The following is a 13,055-nucleotide window of genomic DNA, read 5'->3' as shown; positions in this document are numbered from 1 at the left end:
TGTGTGCCGGCCCTGCAACCTGTGTGCGAGCCGGATGTTAGAGCGCGGCCCAGGCCTCGATCATGCTGCGGGCGATGCTGACGCTGCCGGGAAGGAGGAAGGGGGCCTCGCCGGTGGCCGACCAGTCGCCCTCCCCCAGCGCCGCGCGGACGTCGGCCCGCGTGGCCCAGAACGCCTCGGCGATCTCGCCGTCGGCCGGCACCAGGGCGACCGAGGGGTCGGCGACGGCGTGGAAGCCGACCATCAGGCTCCGCGGGAACGGCCACGACTGGCTGCCCAGGTACCGGACGTCGGAGACGGCGGCGCCGACCTCCTCGTGGATCTCCCGGAGCACGCACGCCTCCAGCGACTCCCCCGCCTCGACGAACCCGGCCAGCACCGAGTAGCGCCGCGCCGGCCACACCGGCTGGCGCGCGAGCAGCACCCGCGCGTCGGGTCCGGTGCCGCCGTCGTGCACCAGGCAGATGACGGCGGGGTCGGTGCGGGGGTACTCCTCGTGCCCGGCGGCCTCGCAGTGCCGGTGCCAGCCCGCGTTGGCCGGGTGGGTCGGGGAGCCGTCGCGCGAGCAGAAGCGCGCGGTGTCGTGCCAGTTCAGCGCGGCGACCGCGGTGGTGAACAGGCCCGCGCCGAGGGCGTCGAGCACGGCCCCGGTCATGCGCAGGTCGGCCCACTCGCTCGGGTCGTCGCCCGCCACCAGGTCGGGCTTGCCGCGCACCCCCCAGTACGCGACGCCGTCGCGCTCACCGAGCAGCACCGCCTCGGGCGGCGGGACCTCACCGGTCGTGCCGCGGGTCTTCAGCCGGGCGCCGCCGCCGACGTCCCAGCTCCCGGCGTCGCCGACGCGGAAGCCGGCGTCCGGCTCGGTGTCCCAGACGACGGGGGTGCGCCCCTCCGCGTCGACGACGACGAGCTGCGCCGACGCCCACCCCGCCACCTGACGGGCGGTGTCGGTGCGCAGCGGCTCGTCGCGGTCGACGGCGGAGCGGGACAGGACGGGCTCGCCGAGCAGGTCGAAGTTCACGCGATTCCACCCAGCGCCCGCACGCCCCGGCCGATGACGTCGGCGTCCCCGACGACCACGCCCGAGAAGCCGGACGGCGCGAAGAACCGCAGCGCCGCCTCCGCCACGTCGTCGGCGGTGACGGCGTGCAGCCGCGCGGGATGCGCCCGCAGCCAGTCGAGGTCGAGCCCGACCGACGCCAGCCCGGCGATCGTCGACGCGAGGCCGCCCTGGTTGTCGAGCGAGATCAGCAGCGAGCCGACGGCGTAGCTGCGGGCCGCGTCGATCTCCTCGGCCGTGGGCGGCACCGCGGAGAGCCGGCCCAGCTCGTAGCGGGTCTCCAGCAGCGCGGCCGCGGTGACGTCGCTGGCCACGTCGGTGTCGATGCCCAGGACCGCGCCGCCGGGGATGAACTCCGCCCCCGAGTGCGCGCCGTAGGTGTAGCCCTTGTCCTCGCGGATGTTCTCCATCCAGCGCGAGGAGAAGTATCCGCCGAACACCAGGTTGGCCAGCTGCAGGGCGGCGTAGGCGGGGTCGTCGCGCGGCACGGCGGGACCGGAGAGCCGCAGCTGCGACTGCACCGACCCCGGCCGGTGCACCAGCACCAGGTCGCCGGGCGCCGGGTACGGCGGCGCGGAGAGCTCGAGCGCGGCGCGGTCGGAGGTCCAGGACCCCAGCGCCTTGTCGACGGCCGCGACGGCGGCGGCCGGGTCGACGTCGCCGACGAGCGTGAGCGTCGACCCCCGCGGCACCAGCGACGCCGCGTGCGTGGCCCGCACCTGCTCCGCCGTGACCGCGGTGACCGCCTCGGCGGTGGGCATCTCGGCCGTGATCGGGTGCGTGCCGAAGCGGACGCGCTGCAGCGCCTCGCGGGCGATCGTGCGCGGCTGCGCGCGGGCCACCGCGATCCGCTCGACGAGCCGCTCCCGCTCGCGTGCCACCTCGTGGTCGGGGTGGGTGGCGCCGGTGAGGACGTCGGCCAGCACGTCGAGGATGGTCGCCAGCCCGTCGGCGAGGCCGGAGCCCGCGACCAGCAGGCGCTCCGGGTCGACGCTCGCGCCGAGGTCGGCGCCGACGGCGGCCAGCTCGTCGTCGATGGCGACGCGGTCGCGCGTGGCGGTGGCCGTCAGCAGGGTCTCCGACAGCAGCTCCGCGATCGCGGGGTGCCCGCCGCCGGGCGCCGGGTCGGCGAACGGGACGCGCAGGCGCAGCTCCACCATCGGGACGCTGGCGCGGCGCGCGACGAGCACGCGCAGGCCGTTGGCCAGCGTCGTACCGGTGACGTCGGGCAGCGGCACCTCCCGCGTGACGCCGAGCGCCGGCAGCGGCCGCGGACCGGCCGGCGTGCGGCCGATCTGCTCCGCGGAGCGGTGGGTCGCGGTGGTCATGCGCTCTCCTCCTGGAAGGCGGCCGGCTCCACCAGCAGCACGCCCCGCCCGGCCCCGCGCAGGGACGCCGCGGCGTCCCGCACCTGGTCGGGGGTGACGGCGGCGAGGCGCCCGGGCAGCTCGTCGGTGATCTCGGCGCGGCCGTAGAGCAGCTCGCGCGCCCCGAGGCCGAGCATGCGGTACATGACGCGGTCGTTCTCCTGGTGCGCACCGGCCGACCAGCGCGCGACCTGGCGGGCCAGCTCGTCGATGCTCGGGCCCTGCGCGGCCAGCTTCTCCAGCTCCTCGTCGACGGCGCCGAGCACGCGGTCGGGGTCGACCGCGGCCGGGTGCACCGCGGTGACGGTGAACGTGTCGGGGTCACGGGCGTCGAGCGAGCCCATGAGCCCGGCGGAGGCGGAGACGTCGGTGACGATCCCGTCGGAGTGCACGAGCCGGCGCTGCAGGCGCGCGGCCTCGCCGTCGCCGAGCACCGACGCCAGCAGCATGTGCGCGAGGTAGCCGTCGAGGTCGGCGCCCGGGTCGGGCAGCCGGAAGCCCATCGCGAGCGCGGGCAGCGGCGCGTGGGCGTCGGGGACGATCTGGCGCCGCTCGGCGCCGGGAACCGGCTCGGCGAAGCTCGGGCGCACCGGGGTCGGGCGGGTGGGGATGTCGCCGAAGTGCTTCTCCACCAGCGCGAGCGTCTCGTCGACGTCGATGAACCCGGCGACGGTGACCTGCGCGTTGCCCGGCGCGTAGTAGGTGTCGAAGAACGCGGCGGCGTCGTCGAGGGAGGCCTGCTCCAGCTCGGAGAAGTCGCCGTAGCCGTTGTGCGCGTTGGGGAAGGTGTCGTCGAGGACCGGCGGCAGCAGGATCCAGGGGAAGCCGCCGTAGGGCCGGTTGAGGACGTTGAGGCGGATCTCCTCCTTCACGACGTCGACCTGGTTGCGCAGGTTCTCGGCCGTGAGCAGGGGCGCGCGCAGGCGGTCGGCCTCCAGGAACAGCGCCCGCTCCAGCGCCGCGGCGGGCAGCACCTCGAAGTAGTCGGTGTAGTCCTGGTGGGTCGAGCCGTTGAACACCCCGCCCGAGCTCTGCACGTGCCGGAAGTGCGCGAGCTTCTCCAGGCTCTCGCTGCCCTGGAACATGAGGTGCTCGAACAGGTGCGCGAACCCGGTGCGGCCCTGCGGCTCGGACCGGAACCCGACGTCGACGTGCACGGCGACGCCGACGACGGGGGTGGCGGGATCGGGGACGAGCAGGACCCGCAGCCCGTTGGGCAGGGTCGTTCGATGCAGCACACCCCGAATCTAGCCGTTGCCGGACAACCCCGTTCCCGGGCGGCAGTCGACGTACTCGAAGTACTGCTCGTCGGCGGCGGCGACCGACACCTCGTGGTAGAGCCGCAGACGCGCCGAGGGGCCCGTCGTCGACGGGTACCTCATCGCCGCGCCGAAGATCGCGACGTGCGTCGGGTGCGACTCCGACCAGCGCTCCAGCGCGTCGAGGCTGCGCCACCAGCTCATGCCGAAGGTGCGGTCGACGGGCCGGCCGTCCTCGACGACGGTGAGGTAGCGGTTGGTGCGGCAGCCGACCGCGCTCCCCTCGTCGCGCAGGAAGTCCATGCCCGCCCGCAGCACCGGCTCGACCTCCTCGAGGTACATCGCCCGCTCGGCACCGTCGGTGTCGGTCCAGTCCTGGCCCGAGCGGATGAGGCAGGCGGCCTGCTGCGGGCGGACCCGCACGCGTCCGCCGTCGCGCTCGACGACGGGCTCCCCGACCGGGGCCATCGCGTCGGTCTGCGAGAGCGGGATGCGGTCGCGCATGCCGCCCCAGTAGCCGTGCTCCCGCACCTCACCGGACAGCCCCTCGGCCAGCACCGCGACGCCCTCGGGGCGCCCGGTCGAGGAGAACAGCGTCTCGTGCTCCTCGACGGTGGGGCGCAGGACCTCGGCCCAGCGCCCGTGCCCGTCGCGGACGCCGTCGCCCAGCCAGGAGCCGCGGTGCGCGTCCCACCAGCGGTCGAAGCGCTCCGGGTCGGCCCAGTAGGCGATGGTCACGGTCTCGCCGTCGCCCCGCGCGCGGTCGTGGTGCCCGGGCCCGTCGGCGGCGGCCAGCGCCGCGTCGAGCGGGGCCAGCAGCCCGGGCGGCGGGGCGTCGCCGTCGTGCTGCAGGCCCAGGTAGGCCATGACGACCTGGCGCACCGACGTCGCGGAGCGCGCCACGTAGGACGGGTAGGGCGGCGCGTAGTCGTCGGGGACGCGGCGGTGGCGGGTCCGCGGGGTGAGGAGGTGGTCGGGGATCGCGGACTCGATCACGCCGGCACCTCCGCGCGCAGCGCGGGCTCGGGGTCGACGTCCCCGCCGACCTCGACGCCGGGCGCGGAGAACGGCACGACGCGGTCGCCGGGGGTCGTGTTGAGCAGCAGGCGGGTGACGTCGGGGCGCGAGTAGTGGCCCGCCGGGTCGGCCGCGGCCTTGGCCAGCGAGATCATGCCGAGGTCGATGTCGGCGTAGAGCAGGCCCTCGGCGTCGGGGGCGAGGCGCTCGGCGATCTCCTGCCCGTCGGGGGCGAAGATCCGCGCGTGCCCGCCGCCGGGCTGGAGCAGGGCGCGCTTGGTGTCGTCGGTGCAGAGCAGGTCGACCATCTCCGGCGAGACCGTGGCGCACGGCGCCAGCACGAAGCACCCGCCCTCGACGGCGTAGACGCGGCTCGCGGACGTGTTGACCTCCGGGCCGAGCGCGTACGCCCCGCCGACGTAGAGCGAGAAGCTGGGCCACGCGCCGACGTGCACCTGCTCGTCCTGGGCGTACATCGCGTACTTCGACAGCGGCTGCAGGTGCTCCCAGCAGCACAGGCCGCCGAGGCGGCCCAGCGGCGTCGCGTGCACCGCGAGGTCGGAGCCGTCGCCCTCGCCGAAGATCGTCCGCTCGACGTGGGTGGGCTTGAGCTTGCGGCGGCGCGAGATCGTCTGCCCGTCCGGGCCGATCGTCCACTGCGCGATGTAGAGACTGCCGCCGCGGCGCTCGGACTGGCCCAGCACGACGGTGATGCTGTGCTCGCGCGCGGCGGCGGCGATCCGGTCGGCCTGGGGCGAGCCGTAGACCAGCGAGTTGTCGAAGTAGCGCTGGACGAACTGCATGCCCCAGGCCGGGGAGTCGAGCCAGGCGAACCACGGGTAGCCGGGCAGCCACGTCTCCGGGAAGCCGATCAGCTCGGCCCCGTTCGCGGCCGCCTCGGCGATCAGCGCCACGGTCTTGTCGACGCCGGCGTCGAGGTCGAGGAAGGCGGGCGCGGCCTGCACGGCGGCGGCGCGGAACTGCGGGTGGGTGCTCATGGCCGACGAGCCTGGCGACGCGGCGGGCCCCGCGGTGGACCCTGCGTGTCGACCTCGTTGACTCTGCGGGTCAGGGCCTTGCCGGGTGGGGTCCGCCGTCCCTACCGTCGGTCCATGGCCCGCCTGCTCACCACCGACCAGGTGGAGGCGCGCGACCGGCTGGCCTTCTGGAACGACGCGGTCTCCGACGCCTACGTGCAGCTGTCCTGCGACGCGCCGGGCGGCGACGTCGTCGGCGACATCCGGATCGACTCGCTGGCCACCCTGGAGCTCTCCCGCGTCACGGCGTCGGCGCAGCACGTGCACCGCACGCCGTCGCTGATCGCGCGGGCCGCCGAGGACCGGTTCCTGGTGAGCATCCAGACCTCGGGCGTCGGGCGGATCAGTCAGGACGGGCGCACCGCCGTGCTGCACGCGGGCGACTTCGCGCTCTACGACTCCACGCGCCCCTACCGCCTCGACTTCGACGGGCCGTTCCAGCAGTACGTCCTCATGCTGCCCGGGCCGACGCTGCGCTCGCAGCTGCGCGACGCGACCGACCTCACCGCGCGGAGTGTCCGCGGCTCCCGCGGCGCGGGGCACCTGATGATCGAGATGATCCGGACGCTGGCCGCCGACATCGCCGTGCTCGAACCGGCCGCCGCGGCGGCGGTGGCGCAGAGCGTCGGGCACATCGTCGTGGCGGGGCTGAGCTCGCTGGGCGGCGAGGCGCCCGAACCGTCGCTGGAGGCGCGCCGCGAGCAGGTGCGGGCGGTCGCGCGGGCGCGGCTGCGCGACCCCGACCTCTCGGTCGCGATGATCGCCGGGCAGCTGCACGCGTCGGTGAGCACGCTGCACCGGGCGTTCGCCGGGGAGCCGTGCTCGATCGCGGAGTGGATCCGGGCCCAGCGCCTCGACGCCGTGCGCGCCGACCTGTGCGACCCCGGGCTGCGCCACCGCACGATCGGCGACCTCGCGCTGTCCTGGGGCTTCGTCGACGCCTCGCACTTCAGCCGGGCGTTCCGCGCGCGGTTCGGCAGCACCGCGCGCGAGGTGCGTCAGGCCGGGAGCACCACGAACTGGCGCAGCGACAGGTCGACGTAGGTGACCGGGCCGCGCGGGCCGGGCGTGTGGTCGACGTTGATGCCGGTCTCGGGCAGGCCGAGGAGCTTGTAGCCGTCGAGCAGGCGCGTCGTGGTGTTCCAGAAGACGCCGGTACCGGTGTAGGCGTCGATGAACGCGGTGGCGGCGTCCTCGTCGGTGGCGCAGACCGACGCGGCCAGCCCGGACGTCTCGCGGGCGGCGGTGAGGGCGGCGTCGAGCGGGCCGTCGACGGTCGCGACCGTCACGTGCGCCTCGGAGCCGGAGTCGAGCGCCCACTCGTGGCCGAGCGGGTGGTCGTGCGGGGCGAGGCTGGGGACGATGTCGCGGTCGGCCAGCGCCTCCTCGGCGACCGGCCAGAGGCGGTCGTAGGCGTCGGTGTCGATGAGCAGGAGGTTGAGGCGGTTGCAGACGCCGAGGCGGTCGGTCGACTCGGTGACCAGCCGGGCGACGTCGTCCTCGTCGGCGCTGCCGTGCAGGTAGAGCACCCCGCCGCCGTCGGCGTGGGCGAGCACGCGGGTGCCCGCCGCGGCGCCGAGCGCGGAGAGCCGGCGCGTGACGTCACCGCTGCCGCGGACGACCACGAGCGGCACGAGGTCGGGCAGCCCGACGAGCGCGTCGGCGCCGGCGTGGCCGGGGGTCGGCACGAGCTGCACGGCGTCGGCGGGCACGCCGTGGCGCTCCAGGGCCGGGGCGAGGACGAGCTCGACCAGCGCCCGCGCGCTCCCGAGCGCGGCCGCACCGGTGCGCAGGACGGCGGCGCTGCGGGCCTTAAGCACCTGGGAGGCGACGTCGACGGTGACGTTGGGACGCGCCTCGAACACCGCCCCGATGACGCCGACGGGCACGCGCCGCTCGAACACCCGCTCGCCGGTGGGCAGCGTGCGGACCTCGCGCTGCAGCGGCGGCTCGGGGGTGTCGGCGAGGACGTCGAGCTGGGTGGCCATCTCCGCGATCCGCTCGGGGGTGAGGCGCAGGCGGTCGAGGAGGCCGGCGGCCATGCCGTTCTGCTCGGCCGCGGTGACGTCGGCGTGGTTGGCCTCGAGGAGGTCGCGCGAGCGCTCGCGCAGCAGCTCGGCGGCCGTGCGGAGGGCGGCGTCGACGGCGGCCCCGCCCGCGGCCCGCACGCCCGGGGCCGCGGCGGCGGCGCGGAGGGCGGCCTCGCGGACGGCGGTGTGCTCGGGGGTCCCGGTGGTCCCGGTGGGGGTGTCGACGCTGCTGCTCACGGCGTCCACAGTGCCAGAGCCCTCCGGCGCCGGTACCCCCGGTTCGCACGGCGGGTCAGGCCGGGACGGCGTGCACGACCACGTTGTCCTCGTAGTGCCCCGTAGCCCGGTCGAACTTCCCGCCGCACGTGATGAGGACCAGGCCGGGCGGGCCGTCGCCGGTGAACAGGTCGGCGGGCAGCTCGGCCTTGCGGTACTCCCGGCGCGCGGCGACGACGTAGCGCAGCTCCCGCCCGTCGGTCCCCCGCACGACCACCTCCTCCCCCGGCTCGACCTCGCGCAGCACGGCGAACGCACCGAGCCCGATCTCGGCGGTGTCGACGTGACCGGCGAGCACCGCGGCGCCCCGCCCGCCCACGAGCGGGCCGGGTGACCACCAGCCGACCGCCCGCGGGTCCGCGGGCAGCTCCATCGCACCGGTCGCCGCGGTGCCGACCGGCACGACCGGGGCCCGGACCGCGCGGCCCGGGATCTCGACGGCCACCGGGGTCGTGCCGGGGGTCGGGGGCGCACCGGGGGCCGGGGGCAGCGCGGACACCACGACCGGCGGCACCACCCCGACGTCCGCCGCGCCCGCCCCGGTCAGCAGCAGCGCGGAACCGGCGACGAGGCACGCCAGACCCGCGCCGGCGGCCAGCAGGGCCGGCCACCGGCGCACGGAGGGGCGGCGCACGGAGGGGCGGGGCGTCAGGAGTCCTGGCGGCGGCGCACCGCGCCACCGACCAGCGCGGCTCCGCCGACCAGCACGATCCCGCCGCCCAGCAGGCCGACGGCGAGCAGCGTGCCGTCGTCGGAGGCCTGGCCGCCGCTGCCGGCCTCGACCGCGGTCGGCGCGTCGGCCCCGGCCGCGGTGGCGGCGTCGGACAGGCCTGCGGAGAGGGCGTCGAGGCGGGCGAGAGCCTGCTCGGCGGCGGCCTTCGCCTCCGGCGACGCGTCGGGCGAGGCGAGCACGGCCTCCGCGGCAGCGCGGGCCTGCGCGATCGCGTCGCCGGCGGCGCGCAGCCAGGCCTGGTCGAACGGCTCCCCGCTGCGGGCGCCGAGGTCGGCCAGCTGCGCCTGCTGCTCGGGGGTGAGCGCGTCGGTGACGGCGACGCCCTGCTCCTGCGCGAGCGCGCGGAGCTGCTCGGTCAGCGACTCGGCGTCGGAGGACAGCTGCCCGCCGAGGCCGCGGACCTGGTCACCCGCGCCCTGGTCCTGGCCCAGCCCGCCGAGCGCGGCGAGGCCGGTGGCGGCGGTCAGGGCCCGGCCCAGCGCGTCGCCCTGCTCACCGACACCCTGCTCACCGACGCCGGTCGGCGCGGCGGCCGGGGCGGGCGCGGCCGGGGCCGGGGCGGCGGGCTCCGGCGACGAGCAGGCCGTGACGGTCGCGAGGGCGAGCGCGGCGAGCGCCGTCGTGCGGATCGTGGTGCGGGTCATCGTGCGGACCTCCGGGGAGCGGGGAACGGACGCCCGGAGGGTGGCGCGGGCGCCGGGCCGCCGCCGGACGGAGGGGACCGAACCGCCCGATGGGGTGAGACCCCGGCGACGCCGTATCGCGTTGACCTCCACCCGGGTCCAGGGAGCACCATCGGCGCATGACCGCCCCCACCCCCGTCCGCGCCGAGCTCTTCGGGCCCGACCGCCGCTCGACCACCGTCGGGCTGGTCCTGCTGATCAGCCTGGTCGCGTTCGAGGCGATGGGGGTCGGGACGGCGATGCCCGCACTGGTCGCCGACCTGGGGGCCGTGTCGATGTACGCGTGGCCGTTCGTGGCGTTCATGGCGGCGTCGGTCTTCGGCACGGTGCTGGGCGGGCGGTGGTGCGACCGGGCCGGGCCGCGCGTGCCGCTCGTCGTCGCGCCGGTGCTGTTCGGGCTGGGCCTGCTCGTCGCGGGCACCGCGGCCACGATGCCGCAGCTGCTGGTGGGACGGCTGTTCCAGGGGCTCGGGGCGGGCGCGCTGGGCGTCGGCGTCTACGTCCTGATCGCGCTGGTCTACCCCGGGCGCGCGCGGCCCGCGGTGTTCGGGCTGATCAGCTCGGCGTGGGTGCTGCCGTCGCTGATCGGGCCGCCGGTGTCGGGCGTCGTCACCGAGGCGGTGTCGTGGCACTGGGTGTTCCTGGGGCTGGTGCCGTTCGTGGTGCTCGCGGTGGCGCTGGTCGTCCCGGCCGTGCGACGGCTGGGGCCGCCCGATCCCGAGCGCGCCGCCGCGCAGGCGCGTCCCGGGCTCGTGCCCGCGGCGGCGGCCGCGGCGGTGGGCGTGTCCGGGCTGAGCTGGGCCGCGCAGCAGGAGGGCGCCGCGGGGGCCGCGGTCACCGCGGGGGCGCTCCTGCTGCTGGTGCCGGCGGTGCCGCGGCTGCTGCCGCGGGGGGTGTTCCGCTCCGGGCGCGGCGTGCCGACCGTCGTCGTCGCCCGCGGGCTGCTCGCCGGCGTGTTCTTCACCGTCAACTCCTACCTGCCGCTCATGCTCAACGGCACCCACGGCTGGACGCTCGCCGCCGCCGGGCTGCCGCTGATCGTCGGGTCGCTGGGCTGGTCGAGCGCGGCGGCGTGGCAGGGGCGCCGCCCCGACCTCCCGCGCGCCCGCCTGCTGCGGATCGGCTTCTGCGCGCTCGGCACCGGCACCGCGGGGATGCTGCTCGTCGCCCCGGCGTGGGGGCTGCCGTGGCTGGCGCTGCCGTTCTGGGCGCTCGCGGGCGTCGGGATGGGGCTCGGGTTCTCGTCGGTGTCGTTCCTGCTGCTGCAGAAGTCGGAGCCCGAGGCGGTCGGCTTCCACAGCTCGGCCGCGCAGATCGCCGACCAGCTCACGACCGCGCTGATGATCGGGCTCGGCGGCGCACTGCTGGCCCTGCTCGTCGCGCCCGCCGTCGCCCTGCCGGTGCTGGTGGCGGTGCTCGTCGGGCTGGCCGCGCTCGGTGCGGTGCTCGCCGGGCGGGCGGCCTAGCGGCGCTTGCGGCCCTTCGGGTTCGAGGGCGGCGGCACGACCGGGCCGATGTCGCCGTCAGGGGCGGTGTCGAGGTCGACGATCACCGGCGCGTGGTCGCTGGGGCCGGTGCCCTTGCGCGCCAGGCGGTCCACCCACGCGGCGGCGACGCGGCCGGCCGGGTCGCCGCCGGCGAGCACGAGGTCGATGCGCATGCCCTGGTCCTGGTGGAAGCGGCCGGCGCGGTAGTCCCAGTAGCTGAAGAACCGCTCGGTGGGCCAGCGGTCGCGGACGACGTCGTGCAGGCCGAGGTCGCGCAGCGTCGTCAGGGCGCCGCGCTCGGCCGGCGTCACGTGGGTGGAGTCGACGAACAGCGCCGGGTCCCAGACGTCGTCGTCGGTCGGGGCGATGTTGACGTCGCCGGCGATGACGGTGGTCGCGGGGTCGTCGACGGAGGCGGCCAGCGCGGCGAGCCACTCCAACTTGTACGAATAGTGGGGGTCGTCGGGCGTGCGGCCGTTGGGGACGTAGACCGACGTGACGCGCAGCCCGCCGCAGGTGGCGGTGACGGCACGGGCCTCGACGGCGTCCTGGAACGACGGCACCGCAGGCAGGGCGCGACGGACGTCCTCGAGGCCGACGCGTGAGAGCAGCGCGACGCCGTTCCACCGGCCCTCCCCCACGTGCGCGACCTCGTAACCGCGTTCCTTCAGCGGCGCGTCGAAGTGCTCGCCGAACGCGTCGTCGGACAGCTTCGTCTCCTGCAGGCACACGACGTCGGGCGCGCGCTCGTCGAGCCAGGGCAGGAGCCGGGGCAGGCGGGACAGGGCGGAGTTCACGTTCCACGTAGCCAGGCGCACGGTCCGCACGCTACCGTCGGAGGAGTTTGTTCAACGACCGAACAAAGGAGTCGAGACATGGTGCAGCCCACCCGCGAGGACCGCTTCAGCTTCGGGCTGTGGACCGTCGGCTGGCCGGCCCGCGACCCCTTCGGCGACGCCACGCGCCCCGCGCTCGACCCCGTCGAGTCCGTGCACCGGCTGTCGGACCTCGGCGCGTACGGCGTCACGTTCCACGACGACGACCTCATCCCCTTCGGGTCGTCCGACGCCGAGCGCGACCGGATCGTCAGCCGGTTCCGCGGCGCGCTCGACGAGACCGGCCTCGTGGTCCCGATGATGACCACCAACCTCTTCACGCACCCCGTCTTCAAGGACGGCGCGTTCACCAGCAACGACCGCTCGGTGCGCCGGTTCGCGCTGCGCAAGGTGCTGCGCAACCTCGACCTCGCCGCCGAGCTCGGCGCGTCGACCTACGTCTTCTGGGGCGGGCGCGAGGGCGCCGAGGTCGACCAGGCCAAGGACATCCGCGCCGCGCTCGACCGCTACCGCGAGGGCGTCGACATGCTCGCCGCCTACGTCAAGGAGCAGGGCTACGGCATCCGCTTCGCGATCGAGCCCAAGCCCAACGAGCCCCGCGGCGACATCCTGCTGCCCACACTCGGGCACGCGCTCGCGTTCATCGCCGAGCTCGAGCACGGCGACATCGTCGGCATCAACCCCGAGGTCGGCCACGAGCAGATGGCGGGGCTGAACTACACCTCCGGCATCGCGCAGGCGCTGTGGGCCGGGAAGCTGTTCCACCTCGACCTCAACGGCCAGCGCGGCATCAAGTACGACCAGGACCTGGTGTTCGGCCACGGCGACCTGATCAACGCGTTCTCGCTCGTCGACCTCATCGAGAACGGCGCGCCCGGCGGCGGCCCGGCCTACGACGGCCCGCGGCACTTCGACTACAAGCCGCTGCGCACCGAGGACGTCGACGGCGTGTGGGCGTCGGCGGCCGCGAACATGAGCACCTACCTGCTGCTCAAGGAGCGCGCAGCGGCGTTCCGGGCCGACCCCGAGGTGGCCGAGGCGCTGGCCGTGTCAGGCGTCGCGGAGCTCGGGAAGCCGACGCTGAACCCGGGCGAGACGGTGGCCGACCTGCGCGCCGACGACGCCGACTTCGACGCCGACAAGGCCGCCGAGCGGGGCTACGGCTTCGTGCGGCTCGCGCAGCTGGCGCTGGAGCACCTCCTGGGTGCCCGATGACCCGTGAGCGGCGATCGTGCCCAGGGGCACGATCGCCACTCACGAGGGGGTGCTC

12 protein-coding genes are annotated in these 13,055 nt (G+C 75.8%); 3 read left to right on the top strand and 9 right to left on the bottom strand.

Annotated features, from left to right (window positions below; translation table 11 throughout):
* Positions 1–37: 37 nt before the first annotated feature.
* The 5 genes from nudC to I4I82_RS19685 are packed head-to-tail and all read right to left on the bottom strand — an operon-like array spanning position 38 to position 5,701.
* Entirely contained in the window at positions 38–1,021 is a 984-nt protein-coding gene (gene nudC / locus I4I82_RS19705; RefSeq protein WP_218589035.1) for an NAD(+) diphosphatase, read from the bottom strand.
* Positions 1,018–2,388: a M16 family metallopeptidase gene (locus I4I82_RS19700; protein WP_218589034.1), complete on the bottom strand. Its 1,371-nt coding sequence runs from the start codon at positions 2,386–2,388 to the stop codon at positions 1,018–1,020. The genes nudC and I4I82_RS19700 overlap by 4 nt, the downstream gene beginning before the upstream one ends.
* Entirely contained in the window at positions 2,385–3,665 is a 1,281-nt protein-coding gene (locus I4I82_RS19695; RefSeq protein WP_372481223.1) for a M16 family metallopeptidase, read from the bottom strand. Before I4I82_RS19695 ends, I4I82_RS19700 begins: the two co-directional genes overlap by 4 nt.
* A 9-nt stretch (positions 3,666–3,674) precedes the next feature.
* Entirely contained in the window at positions 3,675–4,682 is a 1,008-nt protein-coding gene (locus I4I82_RS19690; protein ID WP_218594072.1) for a phenylacetaldoxime dehydratase family protein, read from the bottom strand.
* A complete protein-coding gene (locus I4I82_RS19685) occupies positions 4,679–5,701 on the bottom strand; it encodes a carbon-nitrogen hydrolase family protein (protein ID WP_218594073.1) in 1,023 nt (340 codons plus the stop codon). Before I4I82_RS19685 ends, I4I82_RS19690 begins: the two co-directional genes overlap by 4 nt.
* Positions 5,702–5,815: 114 nt before the next feature.
* Here I4I82_RS19685 and I4I82_RS19680 point away from each other — a divergent pair, with 114 nt between their 5' ends.
* On the top strand, positions 5,816–6,784 hold the full coding sequence (locus tag I4I82_RS19680; RefSeq protein ID WP_218594074.1) for an AraC-like ligand-binding domain-containing protein: 969 nt from the start codon (positions 5,816–5,818) through the stop codon (positions 6,782–6,784).
* Here I4I82_RS19680 and I4I82_RS19675 read toward each other — a convergent pair.
* Genes I4I82_RS19675 through I4I82_RS19665 form a run of 3 tightly spaced genes read right to left on the bottom strand, consistent with a single transcriptional unit; the run spans position 6,739 to position 9,423 of the window.
* Positions 6,739–8,016: an aldehyde dehydrogenase family protein gene (locus I4I82_RS19675; protein ID WP_267461579.1), complete on the bottom strand. Its 1,278-nt coding sequence runs from the start codon at positions 8,014–8,016 to the stop codon at positions 6,739–6,741. The two genes, I4I82_RS19680 and I4I82_RS19675, sit on opposite strands and share 46 nt — an antisense overlap.
* Positions 8,017–8,062: 46 nt before the next feature.
* The gene (locus tag I4I82_RS19670) at positions 8,063–8,680 is read right to left on the bottom strand and encodes a class F sortase (protein ID WP_218595926.1); all 618 of its coding nucleotides are present in this window, start codon (positions 8,678–8,680) and stop codon (positions 8,063–8,065) included.
* 14 nt (positions 8,681–8,694) lie between these two features.
* Positions 8,695–9,423: a DUF4142 domain-containing protein gene (locus I4I82_RS19665; RefSeq protein WP_218595925.1), complete on the bottom strand. Its 729-nt coding sequence runs from the start codon at positions 9,421–9,423 to the stop codon at positions 8,695–8,697.
* Between the two features lie 158 nt (positions 9,424–9,581).
* On the opposite strand from I4I82_RS19665, the gene I4I82_RS19660 reads away from it, so the two are divergent.
* Positions 9,582–10,928 carry an MFS transporter gene (locus I4I82_RS19660; protein ID WP_218592656.1) on the top strand — a complete coding sequence of 449 codons (1,347 nt, stop codon included), beginning with the start codon at positions 9,582–9,584 and terminating at the stop codon, positions 10,926–10,928.
* Here I4I82_RS19660 and I4I82_RS19655 read toward each other — a convergent pair.
* Complete coding sequence (locus I4I82_RS19655) at positions 10,925–11,767, bottom strand: exodeoxyribonuclease III (RefSeq protein WP_218592655.1); 843 nt, start codon at positions 11,765–11,767, stop codon at positions 10,925–10,927. The genes I4I82_RS19660 and I4I82_RS19655 overlap by 4 nt on opposite strands.
* A 57-nt stretch (positions 11,768–11,824) precedes the next feature.
* Between I4I82_RS19655 and xylA the strand changes: the two genes are divergently transcribed.
* The gene (xylA, locus tag I4I82_RS19650; protein ID WP_218592654.1) at positions 11,825–13,000 is read left to right on the top strand and encodes a xylose isomerase; all 1,176 of its coding nucleotides are present in this window, start codon (positions 11,825–11,827) and stop codon (positions 12,998–13,000) included.
* Positions 13,001–13,055 lie beyond the last annotated feature (55 nt).

This window comes from Pseudonocardia oceani, from assembly GCF_019263585.2.
Classification (GTDB): domain Bacteria; phylum Actinomycetota; class Actinomycetes; order Mycobacteriales; family Pseudonocardiaceae; genus Pseudonocardia; species Pseudonocardia oceani.
The sequence above is the reverse complement of the archived record's forward strand: the minus strand, read 5'-3'. Positions and strand labels throughout refer to the sequence as shown.